The organism is Qipengyuania vulgaris, from assembly GCF_009827325.1.
Classification (GTDB): Bacteria; Pseudomonadota; Alphaproteobacteria; order Sphingomonadales; family Sphingomonadaceae; genus Qipengyuania; species Qipengyuania vulgaris.
The window spans coordinates 301,056-324,486 of the sequence record NZ_WTYC01000002.1 but is presented as its reverse complement, the minus strand read 5'-3'; the positions used below and the strand labels follow the sequence as shown (position 1 = coordinate 324,486).

The window sequence follows — 23,431 nt, the reverse complement described above, 5'->3', positions numbered from 1 at the left end:
GATTAGCCGATGGACTTCATTTCGATCCTGTCGATCTTCGTGCTGGCGTGTTTCGTCGGCTATTACGTGGTCTGGTCGGTCACGCCCGCGCTGCACACGCCGCTGATGGCGGTGACCAATGCGATCTCTTCGGTGATCATCGTCGGGGCCCTGATCGCGGCGGCGGAGGCCGGCAGCGAAGTTGCCAAGTGGCTCGGCTTGCTGGGTGTGGTGCTGGCGAGCGTGAATATCTTCGGCGGCTTTGCGGTAACCGAACGGATGCTGGCGATGTACAAGAAGAAGGAGAAGAAGTGATGCAGGGCACCACCTCCCATCTCCGACGCCCCGGCCCCCGAGCCGGGGTTCTGCTTAAGTTCGGCGCCCGGCTTGCAAGGAAACACCAGCCCCGGATTACGTTCGGGGCGACGGGGGCAATTTTGGCTGGCCTGTCTGCCACTCCAGCACACGCGGCAACCGGCGAAGCGGTAAACCCGTGGGTAGCACTCGCCTATCTCGTGGCGGGTATTTTCTTCATTCTCGCTTTGCGCGGACTGTCCTCGCCGTCGACCAGCCGGACCGGCAACCGCTTCGGCATGGCAGGCATGTTGATCGCGGTGGTCACCACGCTGGTCACGCACGACATTGCCAATATCGTCGAGATCGGCATCGCGATTGCCATCGGCGGCCTGATCGGCTTCCTCATTGCGCGCCGTATTGCCATGACCGCAATGCCCGAACTGGTCGCGGCCTTTCACAGCCTCGTCGGCCTCGCCGCCGTTCTGGTGGGATGGGCGGCCTATCTCAATCCCGCGGCTTTCGGGTTGGTTGCCTCGACGTTCAATTTTACCGCAGAAATGCGCGACGGCAGCACAATCGCCGGGGGATATGGGATAATTTCCCCGGTCAGCAAGATTGAGATGGGCCTCGGCATCGCCATCGGGGCGATCACCTTCTCGGGCTCGGTCATCGCGTTTCTCAAGCTTTCCGGCAAAATGAGCGGTTCGCCTATCCTGCTGCCTTTCCGGCATGTCATCAATCTCGTTACGCTGGCCGCGATCATCGTGCTGACCGCGCTTTTCGCGATGGCGAACGGCCCTGCCGAAACGCTGCCGTTGATCGTCGCGATGACCGTGCTCGCTTTTGCCATCGGCTTCCTGCTGATCATCCCCATCGGCGGGGCGGACATGCCGGTCGTCGTGTCGATGCTGAACAGCTATTCGGGCTGGGCTGCGGCGGCGATGGGTTTCACCCTCGGCAACACCGCGATGATCATCACCGGCGCGCTGGTCGGCTCTTCGGGTGCGATCCTGAGCTACATCATGTGCCGCGCTATGAATCGCAGCTTCCTCTCCGTGATTGCAGGTGGCTTCGGTGCCGATGCAAGCTCGGGGGGCAGCACTGAAGGCGGTGAACAGCGACCCTACAAGCAGGGCAGTGCTGCGGATGCCGCCTTCATGCTGGAACAGGCGGAAAAGGTGATCATCATCCCGGGGTACGGTATGGCAGTCGCCCAGGCGCAGCATGCCCTTCGCGAAATGGCCGATCTGCTCGAGGAAAAGGGTGTGGAGGTCAAATACGCTATCCACCCGGTTGCAGGCCGTATGCCGGGGCACATGAACGTGCTGCTGGCAGAAGCGCAGGTGCCGTATGAGAATGTCTTCGAACTGGAGGACATCAATTCGGAATTCGCGCAGGCGGATGTCGCTTTCATCATCGGCGCGAATGATGTGGTCAATCCGGCGGCGAAGACCGACAAGTCAAGCCCGATCTACGGCATGCCCGTGTTCGACGTGGACAAGGCCAAGCAGGTCTTTTTCATCAAGCGTTCGATGGGCGGCGTCGGTTATGCGGGTGTCGACAACGACGTCTTCTACATGGACCAGACCATGATGCTGCTGTCCGATGCAAAGAAGATGGTCGAGGAAATCGTGAAGGCGCTCGACTGATCCATGCGAAAGGTACTGATTGTCATCGTTCTGTTGGCACTGGCGGGCGTCGCCCTGTGGGGCGCACTTGGCGGGTTCGAGCGGGTGACCGCGGGCCGCATCGAAAGCGCGCTGGTGGATCGCGGCGTTCCGCAACCGGTCGCCGAATGCATGGGCGCGCGCATGTCGGAGCGGCTCACGATCTCGCAGCTTCGTGAACTCGAACGCTTGGGTGAGCGCGAAGGCGAAGCGGGTCTTCCAGCCAGCACGGTCGAATTCCTGGAGCGTCTTCGGTCTGTCGAAGACCGCGAACTGATCGAAGTAGTCGGCACTTCCGCAGCGATCTGTTCCTTCAGTGCAGGCTAAGGCCCGCTTGCAATAGTTTCGCCGCTCGGCACTATGGGCCGGGAGGGAGAGACTCATGATCCGTTTTGCCATTTCTGCCATTCTTCTTGCGAGCGCTGCACCGGTGCTGGCCGAAACCCACACGATCGAGCCGGGCGAGGGGGCGCAGGAGCGCCTGCAGGAGGCTTTGATCCTTGCCGAAGCGGGGGATGAAATCGTGCTGGCCGCAGGTCGCTATGCCCTGACCGACGGCCTCAGCCTCGATGTCGAGGGTGTCACCGTTCGCGGTGCGGGAATGGATGGTACGGTTCTCGATTTTACCGGTCAGCAGGGTGCCGGTGAGGGACTGCTGGTCACCAGCGACAACGTCACCCTGCGCGATTTCGCGATGGAGAACCCCAAGGGCGATGGGGTCAAATCCAAGGGCGCGGACAACATCGTGTACCACCGCGTGCGCGTAACCTGGACCCGCGGGCCGCATCCCGAGAACGGGGCCTACGGTATCTATCCGGTGGAAAGTACCGGAGTGCTGATCGACGGCGTGAAGGTCACCGGTGCCAGCGATGCGGGCATCTATGTCGGCCAGTCGAACGGGATCACCGTGCGCAATTCGATTGCCGAGGCCAATGTCGCGGGGATCGAAATCGAAAACAGTCGCAACGCCTTGGTCGAACATAACGTGGCGACGCGGAACACGGGCGGCATCCTGGTGTTCGACTTGCCTAACCTGCCGGTGATGGGCGGCGGCAACGTGGTGGTGGCCAACAATCTGGTGGTCGCGAACGATACGCCCAATTTCGCGCCGCCCGGCAATATCGTGGCGGGTGTGCGGCGCGGGACGGGCATCATGGTGATGGCCAATGAAAGCGTGCTGATCGAGAACAATATCCTGTCCGGCAATCCGACCGCCCCGATCATGGTCATCGCCTATCCGCAGCCGTTCGAGGACGAGAATTACGATCCCGTTCCGCGCAACGTGGTGGTGGGTGCGAACCTGATCGCCGATGGCGGTTACGACCCGCAGATCGATGGAGCGGAGATGCTGCTGGCAGCTTTCGGTGGGGAACTGCCTCCCCTGATGTGGGACGGGCTCGGAGAAGCGGGAGTGACGCTGAAGGTTGCGCCGGGTGTTTCGGGATGGACGCTCAACCTGACAGAGCAGGGCAAGGGAATGGGCGGGGCTTCACCCGCGCGCCTTCAAGCTCCGCCGCCCAGCGAACGCTTTCCGACCGAAGGCATCGGAGCGCCAGCCGAGCTGGAGGCGCGGTTGGAAGGATGAGACCCGGTTCTGCCTTTCTTGCTTTCGCATGCCTTGCGCTGGCCGGATCGGTCGCAGTGCGGGCCGAGGTCTTCGCGCCGATGGGGGGCGGACCAAGTTCGGTCAGCGACAGTGCGGTGAGAGAAGGCTTGCCGCGCCTTCTGTCCGACTTTGGCTTCTTCGAGGACGCAAGCATGCAGCTACCCGTAGCTGGCGTGATCCCGTACCGCCTGAACACTCCGCTCTATTCCGACGGGGCGGAAAAGCTGCGTTTCGTCTATGTGCCGGAAGGGCAAAAGTTCGGCACGTCAGGGGAAGGGTTGCTCGAATTCCCTGTCGGCTCCGCGCTCATCAAGACATTCGCCTTCGAGGAAAATGGCAAGCGCCGCCTTATCGAGACCCGCGTGCTCCTCCACCGCGCCGATGGGTGGCTCGCGCTCCCCTATCTCTGGAACGAAGAACAGACCGAGGCGGCGCTGGCGGTGGCCGGTGCGCGGGTTCAGGCGATTACGCCCACTGGAGAGACGATAAGCTACCGGGTGCCGAACAAGAACCAGTGCAAGGAATGCCACGGGCTGAATGGTAAGGTCGTTCCTATCGGCCCGAAAGCGCGCAATCTTTCGACTGATTGGCTGAATGCTACTTTGAGGGAGGTTCCAGATGGGGCAGACACCCTGCCGGTCTGGGAAAATCGTTCCTCTGTAAGCGTCGATGAGGCAGCGCGCGCCTATCTCGATGTGAATTGCGCCCATTGCCATCGGCCCGGTGCGACCGCGTCGAACAGCGGGCTGGACCTGCGCTGGGAACAGGACGATCCGCATGCCATCGGCATCATGAAGCGTCCCGTTGCCGCAGGGCGAGGAGCGGGCAAGCATCTCTACGATATCGTGCCCGGCAAGCCGGACGAATCCATTCTGCTGCACCGCATGCTGAGCGACGATCCCGGTGTCGCGATGCCCGAACTTGGCAAGTCGACGGTTGACGACGAAGGCACCGTAATCGTGCGCCGGTGGATCGAGGGCATGGCCCCGTGAAATGGGTTTGGCGCGGAATGCTGGTGGTGGCGGCGATCCTCGTGATCGCCTTCCTCGTTTTTCGGGTCCCGGACACCGATCCGGCGGAAATGCGCGCCAAATACGGGGGTAGTTCTTCGCAGTTCCTCATGCTTGAGGACGGCCGCGAGATTCACCTACGGGACGAAGGACCCCGCGATGCGCCGGTGATCGTGCTGCTCCATGGCTCCAATGCCGATCTCCACACTTGGGAGCCTTGGACTGAACGGCTGAGGGAAGACTACCGCGTCATCCGCTTCGACCAGCGCGGCCACGGACTGACAGGCCCGGCGCCGGACGATGACTATTCCGCCCAGGGTTTCGGAGCTGATATCGACGCGGTTACGGAGAAACTGGGCATCGAGACTTTTACCCTTGCCGGCAATTCGATGGGCGGCGGGATCGCGATGGCCTATGCGCTCGAGAAACCGTGGCGACTGGACGCGCTCGTGCTGGTCGATGCAGCGGGTGCCCCGGTGACCCGAGAAGGCAGCGGCAATATCGCGTTCAAACTGGCGGGTATGCCTGTAATCGGCGACATCATGAGCCAGCTCCTGCCGCGTTCGCTGGTCGAAAAGAGCCTGTCGCAAAGCGTTTCGAACCAGGATGTGGTGACGGATGAGGCCGTCGATCGATACTGGGAACTCGCCCGTTATCCGGGCAATCGCGACGCCACCCGGAAGCGCTTCGGCTCGGCGCGCGCCACCTTTGCCTCCGAGGAAATCGAGCGATTGCAGATACCCACGCTGGTGATGTGGGGAAGGGATGATGCGCTGATACCCTATGAGGCAGGTGAGTGGTACGCTGAGCATTTGCCGCGGGCGACGCTCGTTTCCTACGAGGGCATCGGCCATCTTCCGATGGAAGAGGCTGGGGAGCGGAGCGTGATCGACCTGAAGATCTGGCTTTCGGATGCGCTGATACCACCGCAATTGCCTGTCGAGGAACCGCCATCCACCGAGCCCGTTGTGACTTCTGCATCATGATGGGCCGCACAGGGGCGGCATAACGGTTACAGAGGGAGCGCTACTCTTGCGCACATTGGGTCTCATCGGCGGGATGAGCTGGATTTCCACCCGCGCCTATTACGAACGTATCAACAAGCTGGTGCAGAAACGCGCGCAGCCCATGGCCAGCGCGCCCATGGTGATCGATAGCCTGGACTATTCACGCATCGTCGGCGCCAAGAACACCGATGACTGGGATACAATCGCTGCGATCCTCGTGGAGAGCGCCCGCAAGCTCGAAGCTGCCGGGGCGGAAGGCATCGTCATTGCCGCAAACACCATGCACAAGAGCTACGACCGCGTGGCCGAGGCGATTTCCATTCCCGTGATCCACATCGCCGATGCCGTCGGTAAGGCGATGGCAGAGGCGGATTGCCAAAGCGCAGCCCTGCTCGGCACGCGTTTCGTCATGACGGAGAGTTTCTACCGGCAACGGCTGGTCGCGCATGGAGTGGACCTGCTGCCGCCCGATCCCAATGAAGTCGAACTGGTGGACGGCATCATCTACAAGGAATTGATGCTTGGCCGAGTGACGCGCGATGCCGAGCGTGCACTCAAGACCATTATCACCATGAAGGAAAAGCAGGGTGCGAAGGCAATCGTGCTGGCCTGCACGGAACTGGAACTGGTGGTCGACACCGATGCAAATGTCCTGCCAGTCTTCGATTCAACCGATATCCATTGCCGTGCCGCGGCCGATTGGATTTTGGAATGAAACCTAACTTGTAGATTTGCGACATTTTTGTAACGTGCCCGGAATCTTCGGGGCAATTTAACCATAGCTGCCTTGTCCTGCAGGGCCGGCAAGGCATCATCCCCTTCCTCAAACTCATGGGAAGGGACTGCATTATGAAAATCGACTTGGGTCGGCTCGCCACCGCGAGCGTCATTGCGCTTGCCGGCGCAGCTGTGGCTACACCCGCCGCCGCGCAAAAAATCGAAAATCAGTATGTTTGCGTTTTCAATCCGGGGCTGGTCGGCAAGGGTCAGGTCAAGGCGGAAGCCAACCGTTCGGCTCGCGCTGCGGGCGCGAACGTGAAGTTCACATACGAGCGTACCATTCGCGGGTTTGCGGTGAACGCAGCCCCGCAGGCGGTCGCCAAGATGCAGGCGAACAACCCGCGCATCGCCTATTGCGAACAGGACCAGGTATACAGCGTCAGTGCTCCGCCTCCGGGCAAGGGACCAGGCGGCGGCGGTAACGATGGCGGAAGCCAGCCGAGCGAGTCCACTCCTTGGGGTGTCACGCGCGTCGGTGGCGGCCAGACGGGCGCTACGGGCCGCGCGCTTGTTATCGACAGTGGAGTGGATCTCGACCATCCCGATCTGAATGTGGATGTCAGTCTCGCGGCCAATTTCACGCGCGACAAGGATGCGGATGACGGCAATGGTCACGGAACACATGTCGCGGGCACGATTGCCGCCATCAAAGGCAATGGCATTGGCGTGGTGGGCGTAGCTCCCGGCGTTACCGTGGTCGGGATCAAGGTACTCGACCGTCGTGGTTCGGGTTCGACCAGCGGCGTGATCGCCGGGATCGAATATGCTGCATCGATCGCCAATTCGGACGACGTGGCGAACATGTCGCTCGGCGGCGGATTCAGCCAGGCGCTGAACGATGCGGTCATCGCTGCTGCTCAGGGCGGACTCGAGTTCGCATTGGCAGCGGGCAACGAAAGCACCAGCGCCACGACCAAGTCGCCTGCTTCCGCAAATCATCCGAACATCTATACCATCAGTTCGTTCGCGCAGGGTGATAACTGGTCGAGCTTTTCGAACTACGGCAACCCGCCGGTTGACTACGCACAGCCAGGCTCGTCAATCCTCTCGACCTACAAGGGTGGCGGCTATGCGACGCTGTCGGGAACTTCTATGGCCAGCCCGCACATGGCCGGTCTCCTGCTGCTAGGCACACCGCGGAGCGGCGGAAGTGTGAACGGCGATCCGGATGGAAATCCGGACACCATCGGCATCAACTGATCGGTTGAGGTCGCATTCCTGAATGGGTCGCGTGTCGTGAGGACACGCGACCCTTTTTTTGCCCGCCGCAGCGGTGCTTCTTGCCGAAAACCCGAGGGGTTCGCGTTTCGTTCACGTTGTCGAGGTGAATCGGCTCACCTAAGCCACATAGCTCCATGCAAAGAGCTCCCTACGCTGCCGATCCTGCGCACTCGCGCGGACGCGAATTCGCCGAAAACCGCGACGGTGCGCGGGGACCCCGCAGCGAGTTCCAGCGTGACCGCGACCGGATTATCCATTCGATCGCCTTCCGGCGCCTCCGGTCGAAGACCCAGGTATTCATCGCTCCTGACGGCGACCATTATCGGACGCGGCTTACGCACAGCATCGAGGTCGCGCAGATCGGCCGCGTCATCGCACGCGAGTTGGGGCTCGACGAGGACCTGACCGAAGCGCTTTGCCTCGCCCATGATATCGGTCATCCGCCGTTCGGCCATGCGGGAGAGAAAGCCCTGGAACAGTCCATGGGTCACGCAGGTGGCTATGATCACAATGCGCAGGGAATCCGCACGCTGACGCGGATCGAAAGTCCTTACCCCGATCACGTTGGCCTGAATCTCACTTGGGAAACTCTGGAGGGCATGGCCAAGCACAATGGCCCGGTCGGAGCGGCCAACTGGGCCTTGGCGGAAATCGACACGGCTTTTCCGCTCGAACTCGGCGAATGGCCATCGCTCGAGGCGCAGGTGGCTGCGGTGGCGGACGACATCGCCTATGACAATCACGATATCGATGACGGCCTGCGTGCCGGTTTCCTCGATCTCGACGATCTCATGGAGATCGATTTCCTGGCCGAGCAGTTCCGGCGCGTCGAACGGCGATTCCCCCATGCTCCGCGTGAAACCCAGTCGCGCGAATTAATCCGCAGTCAGATCGGCCTGATGGTGAACGACGTTATCAAGCATACGCGCGAGAATGTGCAGGGAATGCAGGATATCGAGGGGGTGCGAAGTGCGGGGAAGCAACTCGCCGGATTTTCACCTTCGCTTGCCGCCGAGGAACGTCGGCTCAAGAAATTCATGTACCAGCGGCTCTACTATCATCCTGAGCAAATCCAGACTGCCGAAAAGGCCCGCGAAGTCGTGGCGAAGCTTTTCGCGGCCTATCAGCAGGACCCTGCATCAATGCCCGACGACTGGGTCGAACGGCTTCCCGCTGGCGACCCGGAGAAGAGCCGCCATATCGCCGATTTCATTGCCGGGATGACCGACCGCTTCGCGATCGACCAATGCCGCCGCATTTACGGCAGGGCACCGGAAGGACTCTCTAATGTCTGATGCACTACGCCTGTGTCTGGTCGGTGCCACAGGTCTGATCGGCGGCAAGGTGATCGAAGAATGCGTGGGGCGCGAAGATGTTCGTCTCCAGGCGATAGCACGGCGAGAGGCTGCGCTCCCTTCGGGCATCCGCATCGAATACTTCGTGGCCGATCCAGCCAAATGGGGTGAGGTTTTCGAAGCACTGCGTCCCAAGGCGGTGATCTGCGCGCTAGGCACGACATGGAAAAAGGCCGGAGAGGACGAGGCGGCTTTTCGCGCGGTCGATCAGGAACTGGTGCTACAAACTGCCCGGGCTGCTCTTGAGCATGGCGTCGATCGGTTCGTGGCTCTGAGTTCGGTAGGAGCCGACACCGCTGCAAAAAGCTTCTACCTGCGCGTCAAGGGTGAGGCCGAGCGGGAACTCACGCGATTGCGCTTCCCGCGTCTCGACATCCTGCGCCCCGGATTGCTGGTGGGAGAACGCGAGAATGATCGCCGCACTGCCGAACGCCTCGGAATAGCGGCGGCGCCGATTGCCAATCTCTTCATGCATGGCAAATACCGGCAATATCGGGGGATCAAGGCCGATCTTGTAGCCAAGGGTGCGATCGCCCTCGCGAAACGCGCGGCACGCGGACGGTTCGTCCACGACAATGACGCGATCAAGCGGGCGGCTAACAGCCTGCCAGCGCTGGTCGAAGACTGAGGTAACCAAGACATGTGGGACATCGCATTCGCCTTCGCCAACATCCTGGCGCTGATATGCTGGACTGCGTTGATCGCGCTACCCCGTTGGCCCGCACTGCTTGCAGCGGTGCTTTACCTTGGCATCGGCCTGCTGTGTCTCGCCTATGTCATCGGCCTCCTCGGGATCCTTTCCGGAGGCCTCGACCCCGTCGGCGGCAACGGGTCCGGACTTGATTTCGGTTCCATAGAGGGTGTCAGGTCGATCTTTGCGAGCGACGGCGGGGTGACCGTAGGCTGGATCCACTATCTCGCTTTCGATCTTTTCGTCGGCCTCTGGATTGCCCGCGATGCCGATGCGAAGGGGTTCTCGCGCATCCTCCAGGCTCCGATCCTGCTGGCGACCTTCTTCGCCGGGCCGCTGGGTCTGCTCGTCTGGCTTGGCGTGCGTGAACGCCGGGCGAGGGCAAGCGGTCGCTGGCAATAGGGTTCTTGCGTGCGTCATGCGGCATGGCATGATGGCTCCCGCAGAGGAGAGCCGCATGAGTGAAGAGCCGAAGCTGAGTTTCGACCAGTTCATCCGCCACTGGGCCGCACAGCGCCCCGATAATACGGCTCTCGAACAGGAAGGCGAGGCGCTGACGTTCAGCGAGCTCGAAACGCGCAGCCGCAAGATCGTTTCGATGCTGAGGGCGCGGGGCGTGCGGAAGGGTGACCGGATTGCATGGCTCGGCAAGAACTCGCGCCATTATTTCGAGCTGTTCTATTCGGCTGCGAGGATGGGTGCGGTAATGGTCCCGATCGGCTGGCGGCTGGCCGCGCCCGAGATCGGCTTCATACTTGGCGATACGGGCGCAAAACTGATCTTCGTTGGCCGTGGTTTCGAGGACATGGCGGCGACGGCCTGCAGCCAGATGGATACGCCGCCCGCAGTGGCGACTACGCCCGATGCGGCTGCCGCGATCGATGCTGCACGGGCAGACGATTTCGTGCCTGCCGGACCGGACGATGCCGTGCTCCAGCTCTACACTTCGGGAACCACGGGCAATCCGAAAGGGGCGGTGCTGACCAATCGCAACCTCTTTTCCCTCCGGCTCCCAAGCCAGGATGCGGAACAGCCCTGGTCGCATTTCGACGAGGATGAGGCGATCCTCGTCTGCATGCCCTGCGCGCATATCGGCGGAACCGGGCTGGGTATCATGGCGATGGGTTCGGGCATTCGCGCCATCGTGCAGGAGGAATTCACGCCCGATGGCGTGCTTGACGCGTTCGAGCAGGGTATAACGCGCCTGTTCATAGTACCTGCCGCCCTGCAGATGGTCGTCCAGCATCCACGCGCGAAGACGACCAACATGACAGGCGTCAAATACGTTCTCTATGGGGCCGCACCGATCCCGCTCGACCTGCTGCGCGAGGCGGTAAGAACCATCCCGGATGCCGGGTTTCTGCAGTGCTACGGCATGACCGAGACGACCGGCACGATTGCCGTCCTTCCGCCCGAGGATCACGATCTGGCCGGGAACCAGCGGATGAAATCGGCGGGGAAAGCCGTGCCCGGTGTGGAGTTGCAAGTGGTCGGTGAGAACGGCGAGGAATTGCTGCGCGGCGAAGTGGGCGAACTTGTCTGCAGGAGCCCCTCCAACATGGCCTGCTACTGGAACCTTCCCGAAGCGACCCAAAGCTCACTCAGGGACGGCTGGATGCACACTGGCGATGCCGCCTATATGGACGAGGATGGCTATGTTTATATTCAGGACCGGATGAAGGACATGATCATCTCCGGGGGAGAAAACGTCTATCCAGCCCAGGTCGAAAGCGCGATCTACGGACACCCGGCGGTGGGCGAAGTTGCGGTAATCGGAGTGCCTGACGATACTTGGGGCGAAGCGGTAAAGGCTTGCATCGTAGCCAAGCCCGGGCAGCAGATCGATCCGGACTCGTTGATCGAATGGACCAAGGAAAGAGTTGCCGGGTTCAAGGTTCCCAAGAGTATCGACGTGATCGAGGTGATGCCCCGCAACGCCAGCGGGAAGATCCTCCGCAAGGATTTGCGCGCACCCTATTGGGCTGGACGCGAGCGGCAGGTCAATTGAAGCGAACATCGCCTGCTGCCGCTCGAAACTCCGCACCGATAGCGGAGGTACTTGAAAAGGAATTGCCCAAGAGCGGCCTTGTTCTGGAGGTCGCCAGTGGCACCGGCGAGCACGCCGTTTTCATGGCGCGGCGTTTTCCCGGATTGCAATGGCGGCCGACCGACCAGGACGCGTCCGCCCTTAGGTCGATTGCGGCTTGGGCGGAGGAAGAGGGGCTTGCCAATCTCCTGCCGCCCCTAATGCTGGACGCCGAGATGGAAGACTGGCCGGTGGCGCAGGCCGACGCCGTGGTGTGTATCAATATGGTTCATATCAGCCCTTGGGAGGCAACCCGGAGCCTTTTTGCAAAAGCAGGGGGGATACTCGAAAAGAGTGCCCCTCTTGTTCTCTACGGACCATATCTGGAGGACCGGAACAAGACCGCTCCATCCAATGCGGCGTTCGACGAGAGCCTGCGCAGCCGCAATTCTTTGTGGGGCCTGCGGCACATCAGAGACATGGATGAACTGGCACAGCGTTCGGCATTCATCCGCACGGCGAGGTATGAAATGCCCGCCAATAATTTGGTTCTAGTGTATCGCCGCAAATAGAAACGCCCGCCGGTAAGGGCGGGCGTCTCGTGATTCTTCGCAAATGCAGAAGCGCGATCAGTCGATCGCTTCCTCGCCCGCTTGACCGACGGACTCAATGTCCTGCCCCAAGCCTTTGACCGCGTTACACCCTGCGGCGCCTAGCGATAACGCTGCTGCCGATATGAGGATTGCGGATTTGCGGAAGAATTCTGTTTTCTTTTTCATGGCTTAATCGATTACATCCTCACCGGTTTCGCCGACGGATTCGATGTCTTCGCCAAAACCCTGGACTGTGTTGCAGGCAGTGGCGGCGAGGCTCATCGTGGTAATTCCAAGGGCGAGCATTAGCTTCTTGATCATGGTTATATCCTTCCCGAAGAGCCCGACCATAGGGCGTTCAACAGAAAGGAACGACCAAGCTATAACCCGGTTCCCTGAACGCCAGCTTGGCAGAAGACCGGCTGCAACCCATATGGCGCCGCGATGCGCGAATTTCTGACATTTGCCAGCGAAGCGGACATCCTTGCCGTTTGGGGAGCGGGATTCTTGCTATTCGCCGGTATCACCCTGGTGATGGAGCGCCGACGCGCCAAGCGGGCGAAGATCGACGGCGTAGGATGGGTGCCCTGGACCGGGCTTTTTCTGATTTGCGCCGTGGTGGGCGGCGGGCTGCTGGCCGTCGCGATACCGGGCATGATCCGCGGCTAGAGCCCTAGAGGCAGGCTTCGAGATAGGCCTGGTCGAAGCCGAACTGGCGGGCCTTTTCTAGAGTGTAGGGACGCAGGCCTGAACTGCGATACTCGCCCATGATCTTGCCGTCCTCGCTCTCGTCCAGATATTCGAACTTGAACAGTTCCTGCGTTACGATCACGTCGCCTTCCATCCCGATCACCTCGGTGATGTTGGTGGTGCGGCGCGAACCGTCGCGAAGTCGCTTGACCTGAACAACCAGATCCACTGATTCGGCGATCTGGCGGCTGATGGCTTCCTTGGGGATTTTGATATCGCCCATCAGGATCATGTTTTCCATGCGGCCGAGGCATTCGCGCGGACTGTTCGCGTGAAGTGTACACATCGATCCGTCGTGGCCCGTGTTCATCGCCGCAAGTAGGTCGAAACATTCCGCGCCGCGGATTTCGCCAAGAATGATGCGGTCGGGGCGCATACGCAGTGCGTTCTTTACGAGGTCGCCGATGGTAATCGCGCCTTGTCCTTCGAGGTTCGGCGGGCGCGTTTCGAGCGGCAGCCAGTGCGGCTGCTGCAGCCGAAGTTCTGCGGCGTCCTCGATGGTGAGAACGCGCTCGCCCGGGTCGATCATCTTTGACAGGGCGTTGAGCATCGTCGTTTTACCAGAGCCCGTGCCGCCCGAAATGACGATATTCATACGGCAGGCGCCTGCGATCTTGAGCGCCGTACACATCTTCTCGCTCATCGAACCGAAGCCCTGCAGCATGTCGAGCGTGATCGGCTTCTCGGAGAATTTACGGATCGAGATCGCGGTGCCGCGTAGTGAGAGCGGCGGCACGATGACGTTGACACGTGACCCGTCTTTCAACCGGGCGTCGGCCAATGGGGTCGTCTGGTCGACACGGCGACCGACCTGGTTAACGATGCGCTGGGCGATTTGGAACAAATGCTGTTCATCACGAAAGCGGATCGGCGCGATGACCAGTTTGCCCTTCTTTTCGATGTAGGTCTGATCGGGGCCGTTGACCATGATGTCCGAAATGTCTGGGTCATTTAGCAGTTCTTCGAGCGGGCCGAAGCCGAGCAGTTCGTCGACGAGCACCTTCTCGAGCGCAAATTGTTCTCGCCGGTTCAGGGTGACCTTCAGTTCGGCCAGAACTTCCATGATGATCGGACGGAATTCTTCGGAGAGTTCGTCCTTCGTCAGCGTCGCGGCCGCCTCGGGGTCGACGCGTTCGAGCAAGCGGGGAAGGACTTGCTCCTTGATCTTGTGTACGCTGGCTTCGAAACCGCCGACTTCCGAATCGCCAGAATGCGTGGAATTCATGCGTTCCGACAGGCGCGCCATGGCTTCCGAACTGGCGGCCGAACCGCCTGTGCCGGGAGGGGGAGCACTGTCCTGCGGGAGCGGCGGAAACTGTTCTCCGCCAGCTTGCTTCTTGTCTTCTTTATCGGGTGCGCCGCCGCCATGCATCGGCCGAGCGACACCGAATTGCGGACGCGATCCGGCGCCCATGCCAGTCGGCCCGTTCTTCCGCCCGAATGCACTCATTGCCTAAACCCCCGAGGTCGAATTCGTCGTCGCGCAGTCCACCTGTCTTCAAGACGGCGAATTCTGCGTGTGGAAGTTTGGTGAATAAGTTGGAAACCTTGATTTTTTCCTAACCAATTTTCTCGGCACAACGAAAGTTCTGCGATTTGCATGGGGTGGAAGAGCAGCTTGGGCAGCTCGGCGATACGAGCCCCTGGACATCTTGAATCTTCCCCAGCCGGACAATTGCTGTATGCGCAGCCCGCTCGAGGCCACGTGATCTGAACCAGGAACTGCCCACATCGCTATGCAAAATTCAGAACGCAGCGGTATTCTTATCGCGCTGTGCGGTTTTACCCTGCTCAGCGTTGGCGATGCCGTGATCAAGACCATGTCGGGGGAATGGTCGCCCTTGGCCGTGGCGGCGCTGCGCTTTGCGCTGGGTTCTGCCGGTGTTTCGGTCCTGCTGGCGGCGAATGAAGGTAAGGCAGCTTTTCGTCCCCGAAATCCGCGTCTGCAAGCTGCGCGCGGATTTTGCCTAGCCGCCGCTTCGCTCTGCTTCTTCTCCGCGATATTTGTCATGCCGCTGGCGACTGCCATGGCGCTGGCTTTTGTCTCACCGGTAATCGTGGCGTTGCTCAGCGGGCCGCTGCTGGGTGAGAAGGTCCGGTCTGCAGTCTGGTTTGCATCGCTGGCAGCACTGGTTGGCGTCGGACTGGTCTTGCGGCCGAATCTTGCCGAACTCGGCCTAGTCGCGCTCTTGCCTCTGGCTTCTGCTTTCTTTTTCGCGCTGATGATAATTGCGAACCGCGCAAGTGCTGGACAAGGCAGCGCCCTTTCGATGCAGGTTTTCGTGCAGATCGGGGCGATGCCCTTGCTGATACTTGCCGCTGTGGGCGGGCATATTTCAGGCTTTGAAAGCCTTGAGGTGACTGCGCCCGATTGGACGATAGTCGCCCGCTGCGCTGTAGTCGCCGTCACTGCAAGCAGCGCCCACTGGCTGGCATATATCGGCACCCAGCGTGCAGGCGCAGCAACGATAGCGCCCACAACCTATGTCCAGATGCTGGTCGCGACGATCCTGGGGTGGTGGTGGTTTGGGGACGTTCCCGATCTGCTCACCTTGGCGGGCGCAGCGATCATTATCGGTGCGGGCTTGCTACTGTGGTGGAGCACGCCGCGGGAACATGTGAAGCTGCGCACCGATTGATCGGCAGGCGGAAGCCTCTAGGTGTGCTTTCGACAAATGAATAAGGGGTAACGTGCATGTGCGGAATAATCGGTATCGTCGGCAGGGAAGCAGTTGCCGAGAGACTGGTCGATGGACTGCGACGCATGGAATACCGCGGATATGATAGCGCGGGTGTCTGTACCATCGACAACGGCCGCCTGGTCCGCCGCCGTGCCGAAGGCAAGCTGAACAATCTGGTGGTCGAGCTGGCGAACAACCCTGCGCCTGGCAACATGGGTATCGCACATACCCGCTGGGCCACGCATGGTGCGCCGACTGCTAACAATGCCCACCCGCATGCGACGGATCACGTCGCGCTCGTGCACAATGGCATCATCGAGAATTACAAGGAATTGCGTGCAGAGCTGCGCGAGGACGGGCGCAGGCTGGAAAGCGACACTGACAGTGAAGTGGTTGCACACCTGATTTCGCGCCTGGTGGAAAAGGGAGAGACGCCCGAGAAGGCTGTTGCCGAAGTTCTTCCCCGTCTTCGGGGAGCCTTTGCGCTCGCAATCGTTTTTCGCGAACACCCCGAGATGGTGATCGGCGCGCGGCGCGGTTCGCCTTTGGTCGTGGGCTACGGGGATGGCGAAACCTATCTGGGCTCCGATGCGCTGGCGCTCGCGCCCCTGACTCAGCAGATCACCTATCTTGAAGAGGGAGATTGGGTCGTCGTCCGTCGCGAGGGTGCGACCATTTACGATGAAAACGGCGAAGAGGTAGAGCGAGAAATTCGCAGCTCAGGTGCTTCCGCCGCTGCCGTCGAGAAAGGCAACTATCGCCATTTCATGCAGAAGGAGATTTTCGAGCAGCCCACCGTGGTGGCGCAGACGCTCTCCTCCTATTTGCGGCAATCAGACAATTCCGTGGCCTTGCCGCAGTTCGACTTCGACATCTCGAGCGTAAAGCGGGTGACAATTGTCGCCTGTGGGACGTCGTTCTACGCTGGCATGGTCGCCAAATACTGGCTCGAACAATTCGCGCGCGTGCCGGTCGACATCGATGTGGCCTCCGAATTTCGCTATCGCGATCCGGTTCTCGAAGACGGTGGTCTTGCCCTCTTCATTTCGCAAAGCGGCGAGACGGCAGACACGCTGGCGGCGCTCCGCCATTGCAAGGAAAACGGCCAGACCATCGGCGCGGTCGTCAACGTGCCGACAAGCACCATGGCTCGAGAGGCCGACCTGCTGCTTCCTACACATGCAGGTCCGGAAATCGGTGTTGCTTCCACCAAGGCGTTCACCTGCCAGCTTGCCGTGCTGGCTGCGCTCGCGGCGCATATGGCGGTCAAGAAGGGTCTGATGAGCCGCGAGGAGGAGCAGGAAGTCGTCGGACACCTGCTGGAGTCACCCGCGGCGCTGAATGCTGCCCTGGATCACGATGACGATATCGCCAGCATGGCACATCTGATCGCTCCAGCGCGCGATGTCCTCTATCTCGGGCGCGGTCCGGACTATCCCTTGGCCCTCGAAGGAGCACTGAAACTCAAGGAAATCAGCTATATCCACGCCGAAGGCTATGCCAGCGGCGAGATGAAGCATGGGCCGATCGCGCTGATCGACGACGATGTACCGGTAATCGTGCTCGCGCCCTCCGGTCCGCTGTTCGAAAAGAGCATTTCGAATATGGAAGAGGTCCGTGCGCGCGGCGGGCAGATCGTTCTCATATCTGACGCGAAAGGATTGCAGGAAGCGGGCGAGGGTTGCCTTGCCACGATCGAAATGCCGCGCGTCCATCCGCTGATCGCACCGCTCGTATATGCTATCCCGGTGCAATTGCTGGCGTATCATGTGGCCTGCGTGAAGGGGACCGATGTGGACCAGCCGCGCAATCTCGCGAAATCGGTCACCGTCGAGTAGGAAATTTCCTAAGAATACCTGTTTCTTAGACCCAATTTGTCGGATCACCGCCAGCGCTCGTGAAGGGGTGAATAATCGCCTCCGGTTTACTCGAGAATAACCTTTCGCGCCTAAGCCGTAGGGCGTGAGCGAGAACCAAATCGTACCGTCCTCAATGGACAGTTCGCTAAGCATGCGACAGGTCATCGGGCTCGATGCGCCCGAACGCGGAGATTTCGCGCGCCTGCATGGCCGGCAATACTCCACGGTCACGCAGCGGGCGGGCACGCGCATTGCTCTGCACATTTTCGCTGCGTTGGTGGTTGGCTGGATGTGCCGAGGCGCGATTCCGAGCATGGTGCTTGGTATCTGGGGAGCAGCCCTCACCTGCGCAGTTGTCTATTCCTATTGTCTCGACCGCCGCTTAGGCGATGCGGACGAACGCGCATTCACTATGGAAGAGTCGCATCGCCACGCGCTTGCTTCTGCCGTTAAGGGAAGCGTCTGGTCAGTGGGTCTGTGCATGGTCGCCATCTTCGGTCCTGCGGACGAGGTTGCATACCTATGGCCGGTGCTGGCGTTCCTCATGATGGCGAGCGCAGTCAGCCGTTATGGTGCGCCATTGAGCACCATCGCCTTTAGTCTGGCATTAAGCGCCGGGTCGCTTGTCGCGGCGCTGGCCACGCTCAATTACGGTCTTGCCGCCATTATAATTGCGAGTGCATTCTTTGCCTGCTTCGGCGTGATCGAAACGGCACGCATGGCGATTGGCGCGCGTCTCGCCGAATTCGAGATGCACGAGAAGAGCGAGACCGTGTCGATGCTGCTGCGCGAGTTCGAGGACGGCCAGGCCGACTGGTTGTGGCAGATCGATACCAACCGGCGCCTGCGTTCGGTCAGTCCCCGCCTTGCATTCGCGATGGGGAAAGACATCGCGGAGATAGAGGGCAAGTCGTTCCTTCAGCTAATTTCTGGTGAAGGCTGGAAAACCGGCCAGTTTCCTTCCAGCATTCATGAGTTGGCGGACAGGCTCAAGGGAAAGGAGAGCTTCTCCAATCTTCTCGTGAAGGCTTTGGTCGACGGCCAGACCCGCTGGTGGGAGATGTCGGGCACGCCCATGTTCGACGAGGACGGGGTCTGGCTGGGTTTTCGCGGCGTGGGGTCGGACGTGACCACTCAACGCGAAAGCAGCGAGAAGATCGAGTATCTGGCCCGGTTCGATACCCTCACCCAGTTGCCGAACCGGCTTCAGATCAACGAATCGCTGTTTCAGGCGCTCGCATATGCCGGTCAGTGGCGCACCCGTTGCGGCTTGCTCATGATCGATCTCGACCGCTTCAAGTCAGTCAACGACTCTCTGGGTCACTTGGTAGGGGACAAGATGCTGGCTGACGTGGCTTCCCGTCTGAAGCCGCTGATGGGAGAAGGAGAACTGTGCGGAAGGCTCGGCGGCGACGAATTCGCCGTGATCATCCGGGATGCGAGCGACCGCCAGCGCGTGGATACGTTGGCCAAGGCAATCATCTCTGCGCTTTCGACACCCTATCATGTAGATGGACAGGTACTTTACGTTGGTGCCAGCGTCGGGTCGGCAATCGGCCCTCGCGATGGGAATACGGTCGAGGAACTGCTGCGCAATGCCGACCTCGCGCTTTATCGGGCCAAGGATGAAGGTGGCGGTGGTCATTTCGAGTACGAGCCGGCGCTGCATAGCAACGCGGAAGAACGCCGAGTGCTCGAATTCTCGCTGCGTTCAGCGCTCGAGAAGAACGAATTCGTTCTCCATTACCAACCCGTCGTGGACGCGAAAACCGAAGAGCTTGTCAGCTTCGAGGCTCTGATCCGTTGGAACAGCGAAGAACATGGCTTCGTCAGCCCGGCGAAATTCATTCCACTCGCCGAAGATACGCGCCTGATCGTTCCGATTGGAACGTGGGTCATGCAGGAGGCCTGCCGCGAAGCGGCGCTCAACTGGCCAGAGAACGTAAAGGTCAATATCAACGTTTCGCCCGAGCAGCTGGTAGAGCCCGACTTCGCGGGTACAGTTGTCCGTGCGCTATCGCACAGCGGGCTGGACCCCAAACGGCTTGAGATCGAAGTGACCGAGAGCATTTTTATGCGTGACGCCAATGTTGCGCGCAAAGCTCTGGAGCAGTGCATGGCCTTGGGCTGTTCGGTCGCGCTCGACGATTTCGGGACTGGCTATTCCTCACTCGGCTATCTTCGCAAGCTGAAGTTCACGACCATCAAGGTCGATCGGACCTTCGTGCAGGGAGCGGCGCAAAACAGTCCCGAGAGCCTTGCGATCATTCGTGCCGTGGTTGCCATGGCGGACAGCTTGGGGATGACGACCACTGCGGAAGGCGTGGAAAACGAGGAGGAGGCGGAGATGATCCGTCGACTCGGTTGCAACAAGATCCAAGGCTTCCATTTCGGCCGCCCCATGCCTTCCGAGGATGCGCGCAAAATTTTCCGGAACGCCGCTGCGGGCGCGCGCAAAAGAGCCTAAGAATATCAGGCGCTGGCAAGCGCTTTCATGGCCCCTTCGAAAAGGGTGAGTCCATCGGTTCCGCCATGAGCTGAATCAACGGCGCGTTCGGGATGAGGCATCATGCCAAGGACATTGCCTGCATTGTTGAGAACTCCAGCGATATCGCGGCGCGATCCGTTGCAATTTTCAACGTAGCGAAAGGCTATGCGGCCTTCGTCTTCCAAGCGGTCGAGGGTCTCCTCATCGGCGAAATAATTACCGTCATGATGCGCCACAGGAATGCGGATTTCCTGCCCGGGTTCATAGCCTCGGGTGAACAAAGACTGCACGTTCTCGACCTTGAGTGATACGGTGCGGCAGATGAAGTGCTGGCTGGCGTTACGCATCAGGGCGCCAGGCAGCAATCGCGCCTCGGCCAGAACCTGAAAGCCGTTACATACGCCCAGTACGGGCACCCCCCTATCGGCAGCACGGACAATCTCGCGCATGATCGGACTATTCGCCGCCATTGCCCCGGAGCGTAGATAATCACCATAGGAAAAGCCGCCGGGCAGCGCGATAAAGTCGAGCCCTGCGGGTAATTCTGCATCGCCATGCCACACGCGGACTGGCGCGCTACCCGAAACCTGCTCCAGCGCCACAGCCATGTCGCGGTCGCAGTTCGATCCGGGGAAGGTGATGACCGCCGAACGGAAAGCCATCAGCCCAGCTTCTCGATCTTGTAATTCTCGATCACCGTATTCGCGAGCAGCTTCTCGCACATATCGGCGAGCGCTTCGTCACTGGTACTGTCTGCAACGTCGAGTTCGACGGTACGGCCGATGCGGACTTCGTCGACGCCTTGGAAACCGAGCCCCTCCAGCGCGTGATGAACGGCACGGCCTTGAGGGTCGAGAACCCCGGGCTTGAGACTGACGAGAACGCGAATCTTCATGATGTGCCTTTCGATAGGAACGATGCGGTCGGCATATGCCGGGCGCCTATGCCGCGAGAGGGCTGCAAGAGCAAGCTGCGAGGGAAATACAAGGCCGGACAATAGCTTAGCCGATTCGTGACCACCCGTTCACTGTCACTGCATTGCAACATAGACTTAGCACCGCGGCATTCTGCGGGTTTGTGACTCGATTTGTGCGACATTTGGGTTACAGCCCGCCTCGTCAATTCACCCTTTCCAGTCCCACCAGCCCCGCGCCAATGGATCGTAGCGCCGGGTCTCAAGGATCTTCTCCTATGATTGACCGCTCACTTCCTCTTCGTCTCATCTCCGCTAGCACGCTGGCGCTTGCCTTTGCGCAGCCTGCACTCGCCCAAAACAGTGTCGGAAGCTCGGACACCGAGGCCACAGGCGCGGAACAGGCCGATAACAGTGCGCTCGACGTGATCGTGGTCACTGCCAACCGCCGCGAAGAAAACCTGCAGGATGTGGCCGTATCGGCTGCGACCATCTCGGCGGATGCGGCAAGAACCATCTTCGACGCCGGTGCAGACATCACTGCCCTCGCTGGCCGGGTGCCTGGCCTGTTCGTCGAAAGCTCGAACGGCCGTGCTGCCCCTCGCTTCTATATTCGCGGCCTCGGCAACACCGACTTCGATCTCGCCGCCTCGCAGCCGGTTTCGGTCGTGATGGACGAGGTCGTTCTTGAGAACGTCACGCTCAAGAGCTTCCCGATTTTCGATGTTGAGCGCATCGAAGTGCTGCGCGGTCCGCAAGGAACGCTGTTCGGGCGTAATACGCCGGCCGGTATCGTCAAGATCGATACTACCAAGCCGGGCGACGAATTCGCCGTGACCGGTTCTGCCAGCTACGGAACCTTCAATTCGGTTTCGATCGATGGCGGCGTGACCGTTCCGATCATGCCGGGCATTGCTTCTGTCCGCTTGTCGGGTCTGTGGCAGCAACGCGACGATTGGGTCGACAATGGTTTTACCGGTGAAGAAGACGCTTATGGCGCTTACAGCGACATCGCTGGCCGCGCCCAGTTGCTGTTGACGCCGACCGACCGTTTGTCGGTCCTCGGCAGCTACTCGGTCCGCGACCTTGACGGCACCTCGACACTGTTTCGCGCCAACATCCTTGGCCCGGGTTCGAACGACCTCAACGAAAACTACGACCGCGATACCGTGTTCTATAATGCGGGTGCCGGCAATCAGGCCAAGTACAAGGCCGAGATCGCAACGCTGAAGGCCGATTACGAGGCTGACTTTGCCACATTCACCAGCATCAGCAGCTGGGCAGAGAGCGAAGGATCCAGTCGCGGCGACATCGATGGCGGTAACCTCGATGGTCCGGGCTTTATTCCCTTCCAGTCGGACACGCGGGATTCGATTGCGCTCGACCAGTTCACTCAAGAAGTCCGCCTCGCCTCGAACGGCGCCGGGATTTTCCAATGGCAGGTCGGCGGCTTCTACTTCGACAGTGATTTCGATGTAACTACCGTGGGCTTCGACTTCCCGCCGCCGGTTACCGTCAACCACACCAACGAAAGCTGGGCCGTCTTCGGCCAAGTGACTGGTGAAGTGACGCCGGCGCTCAAACTGACCGGCGGGTTGCGCTATACCGAAGACGACAAGGATTTCTTCGTCAGGGACGCTGCCGATCCGCAGGCCCGCTCGGTTTCGGATGAGCGTATCAGCTGGGATCTTGCTGCATTTTATGAATTAAGCGGCGATGCCAGTCTTTTCGCACGTGTGGCGAGCGGTTTTCGCGCGCCCACAATCCAGGGCCGCGACGTCGCCTTCTTCAATCCGCCTTCGATCGCGACCAGCGAAAAGATCATGAGCTACGAGGCTGGCTTCAAGTCCGAACTGCTTGATCGCCGTGTCCGGTTCAACCTTGCCGGCTATTATTACACCATCACCGATCCGCAATTCTCTGCAATCGGTGGGGCTGACAATCTCGTACAACTTGTCAACGCCGACAAGGGTCGGGGCTACGGCTTCGAACTGGACACCGCCTTCCAGGTCACGCCGAACTTCCTGATCACGGGAGGTGCAAGCTGGAACAAAACGGAAATTCAGGACGAGGCATTGGCCGTGGGAATCTGCGCGCAGTGTACGATTCTGGATCCCTTGGTGGATATCGGCGGAGCCGACCGTGCACTTGTGGACGGAAACCCATTCCCCAACGCGCCGGAATGGATCGCCGATCTGACCGCACGCTACGCTGTGCCGGTCTCGGCGGACGGCGAGCTTTTCGCTTACACGGACTGGACATATCAGGGTGCGACGAACTTCTTCCTCTACGACAGCTTCGAGTTTCGCGCCGACAATCAGGTCGAAGGCGGCCTGCGCGTAGGTTACGCCAAGTATGATGGCAGCCTGGAAGTGGCATTGTTCGCACGAAACATTACCGACGAGGACAATGTGAAGGGCGGGATCGACTTCAACAACAATACCGGTTTCGTGAGCGACCCGCGCGTAATCGGCCTCTCGGTCCGCTTCGCTCATTAAGCGATCGGAA

General features: G+C 60.4%; 23 protein-coding genes. 18 read left to right on the top strand and 5 right to left on the bottom strand.

The features are described from left to right. Window positions 1–9 precede the first annotated feature (9 nt). The 13 genes from GRI69_RS05980 (at window position 10) to GRI69_RS05920 (ending at window position 12,211) form a co-directional block, all read left to right on the top strand. Complete coding sequence (locus GRI69_RS05980; RefSeq protein ID WP_160727349.1) at window positions 10–294, top strand: NAD(P) transhydrogenase subunit alpha part 2; 285 nt, start codon at window positions 10–12, stop codon at window positions 292–294. Window positions 295–416: 122 nt separating this feature from the next. Further along, on the top strand, window positions 417–1,925 hold the full coding sequence (locus GRI69_RS05975; RefSeq protein WP_419957062.1) for an NAD(P)(+) transhydrogenase (Re/Si-specific) subunit beta: 1,509 nt from the start codon (window positions 417–419) through the stop codon (window positions 1,923–1,925). 3 nt (window positions 1,926–1,928) lie between these two features. After that, window positions 1,929–2,270 carry a hypothetical protein gene (locus tag GRI69_RS05970; protein WP_160727348.1) on the top strand — a complete coding sequence of 114 codons (342 nt, stop codon included), beginning with the start codon at window positions 1,929–1,931 and terminating at the stop codon, window positions 2,268–2,270. 55 nt (window positions 2,271–2,325) lie between these two features. Next, complete coding sequence (locus tag GRI69_RS05965) at window positions 2,326–3,528, top strand: parallel beta-helix domain-containing protein (protein ID WP_160727347.1); 1,203 nt, start codon at window positions 2,326–2,328, stop codon at window positions 3,526–3,528. Then, complete coding sequence (locus GRI69_RS05960) at window positions 3,525–4,541, top strand: SO2930 family diheme c-type cytochrome (protein ID WP_160727346.1); 1,017 nt, start codon at window positions 3,525–3,527, stop codon at window positions 4,539–4,541. Before GRI69_RS05965 ends, GRI69_RS05960 begins: the two co-directional genes overlap by 4 nt. After that, a complete protein-coding gene (locus GRI69_RS05955) occupies window positions 4,538–5,545 on the top strand; it encodes an alpha/beta fold hydrolase (protein ID WP_160727345.1) in 1,008 nt (335 codons plus the stop codon). Before GRI69_RS05960 ends, GRI69_RS05955 begins: the two co-directional genes overlap by 4 nt. Window positions 5,546–5,591: 46 nt before the next feature. Beyond that, window positions 5,592–6,281: an aspartate/glutamate racemase family protein gene (locus tag GRI69_RS05950; protein WP_160727344.1), complete on the top strand. Its 690-nt coding sequence runs from the start codon at window positions 5,592–5,594 to the stop codon at window positions 6,279–6,281. A 134-nt stretch (window positions 6,282–6,415) separates the two neighbouring features. After that, window positions 6,416–7,546, top strand: a complete 1,131-nt coding sequence (locus GRI69_RS05945; protein ID WP_202391862.1) for a S8 family serine peptidase — start codon at window positions 6,416–6,418, stop codon at window positions 7,544–7,546. Between the two features lie 155 nt (window positions 7,547–7,701). Further along, complete coding sequence (locus GRI69_RS05940) at window positions 7,702–8,862, top strand: deoxyguanosinetriphosphate triphosphohydrolase (protein WP_160727342.1); 1,161 nt, start codon at window positions 7,702–7,704, stop codon at window positions 8,860–8,862. Then, complete coding sequence (locus tag GRI69_RS05935) at window positions 8,855–9,550, top strand: NAD(P)H-binding protein (RefSeq protein WP_160727341.1); 696 nt, start codon at window positions 8,855–8,857, stop codon at window positions 9,548–9,550. Before GRI69_RS05940 ends, GRI69_RS05935 begins: the two co-directional genes overlap by 8 nt. 12 nt (window positions 9,551–9,562) lie before the next feature. Further along, window positions 9,563–10,015, top strand: coding sequence for an ABA4-like family protein (locus tag GRI69_RS05930; protein WP_160727340.1), 453 nt, complete (start codon window positions 9,563–9,565; stop codon window positions 10,013–10,015). Window positions 10,016–10,070: 55 nt separating this feature from the next. Next, entirely contained in the window at window positions 10,071–11,621 is a 1,551-nt protein-coding gene (locus GRI69_RS16045) for a fatty acid--CoA ligase (RefSeq protein ID WP_160727339.1), read from the top strand. Then, the gene (locus GRI69_RS05920; protein WP_337191032.1) at window positions 11,591–12,211 is read left to right on the top strand and encodes a DUF938 domain-containing protein; all 621 of its coding nucleotides are present in this window, start codon (window positions 11,591–11,593) and stop codon (window positions 12,209–12,211) included. Before GRI69_RS16045 ends, GRI69_RS05920 begins: the two co-directional genes overlap by 31 nt. A gap of 57 nt (window positions 12,212–12,268) precedes the next feature. On the opposite strand, the gene GRI69_RS05915 is transcribed toward GRI69_RS05920, so the two are convergent. Next, window positions 12,269–12,418 (bottom strand): entericidin A/B family lipoprotein, encoded by a 150-nt coding sequence (locus GRI69_RS05915; RefSeq protein ID WP_160727337.1) that lies wholly within the window; start codon window positions 12,416–12,418, stop codon window positions 12,269–12,271. A 3-nt stretch (window positions 12,419–12,421) separates the two neighbouring features. After that, window positions 12,422–12,553, bottom strand: coding sequence for an entericidin A/B family lipoprotein (locus tag GRI69_RS05910; RefSeq protein ID WP_160727336.1), 132 nt, complete (start codon window positions 12,551–12,553; stop codon window positions 12,422–12,424). Window positions 12,554–12,676: 123 nt separating this feature from the next. Here GRI69_RS05910 and GRI69_RS05905 point away from each other — a divergent pair, with 123 nt between their 5' ends. After that, on the top strand, window positions 12,677–12,901 hold the full coding sequence (locus tag GRI69_RS05905) for a hypothetical protein (RefSeq protein ID WP_160727335.1): 225 nt from the start codon (window positions 12,677–12,679) through the stop codon (window positions 12,899–12,901). A gap of 4 nt (window positions 12,902–12,905) precedes the next feature. On the opposite strand, the gene GRI69_RS05900 is transcribed toward GRI69_RS05905, so the two are convergent. Then, entirely contained in the window at window positions 12,906–14,432 is a 1,527-nt protein-coding gene (locus GRI69_RS05900; RefSeq protein WP_160727334.1) for a TadA family conjugal transfer-associated ATPase, read from the bottom strand. Window positions 14,433–14,718: 286 nt separating this feature from the next. Here GRI69_RS05900 and GRI69_RS05895 point away from each other — a divergent pair, with 286 nt between their 5' ends. From GRI69_RS05895 to GRI69_RS05885, 3 genes are all read left to right on the top strand, one after another. Continuing rightward, window positions 14,719–15,621 (top strand): DMT family transporter, encoded by a 903-nt coding sequence (locus GRI69_RS05895; protein ID WP_160727333.1) that lies wholly within the window; start codon window positions 14,719–14,721, stop codon window positions 15,619–15,621. A gap of 56 nt (window positions 15,622–15,677) precedes the next feature. Further along, window positions 15,678–17,501: a glutamine--fructose-6-phosphate transaminase (isomerizing) gene (glmS, locus tag GRI69_RS05890; protein ID WP_160727332.1), complete on the top strand. Its 1,824-nt coding sequence runs from the start codon at window positions 15,678–15,680 to the stop codon at window positions 17,499–17,501. Window positions 17,502–17,673: 172 nt separating this feature from the next. Beyond that, on the top strand, window positions 17,674–19,989 hold the full coding sequence (locus tag GRI69_RS05885; RefSeq protein WP_160727499.1) for a putative bifunctional diguanylate cyclase/phosphodiesterase: 2,316 nt from the start codon (window positions 17,674–17,676) through the stop codon (window positions 19,987–19,989). A 5-nt stretch (window positions 19,990–19,994) separates the two neighbouring features. Here GRI69_RS05885 and purQ read toward each other — a convergent pair whose 3' ends face one another. After that, window positions 19,995–20,672 carry a phosphoribosylformylglycinamidine synthase subunit PurQ gene (purQ, locus tag GRI69_RS05880; RefSeq protein ID WP_160727331.1) on the bottom strand — a complete coding sequence of 226 codons (678 nt, stop codon included), beginning with the start codon at window positions 20,670–20,672 and terminating at the stop codon, window positions 19,995–19,997. Next, on the bottom strand, window positions 20,672–20,905 hold the full coding sequence (gene purS, locus GRI69_RS05875) for a phosphoribosylformylglycinamidine synthase subunit PurS (RefSeq protein WP_160727330.1): 234 nt from the start codon (window positions 20,903–20,905) through the stop codon (window positions 20,672–20,674). The genes purQ and purS overlap by 1 nt, the downstream gene beginning before the upstream one ends. 296 nt (window positions 20,906–21,201) lie before the next feature. Between purS and GRI69_RS05870 the strand changes: the two genes are divergently transcribed. Next, window positions 21,202–23,421, top strand: coding sequence for a TonB-dependent receptor (locus GRI69_RS05870; protein WP_160727329.1), 2,220 nt, complete (start codon window positions 21,202–21,204; stop codon window positions 23,419–23,421). Window positions 23,422–23,431: the final 10 nt, after the last annotated feature.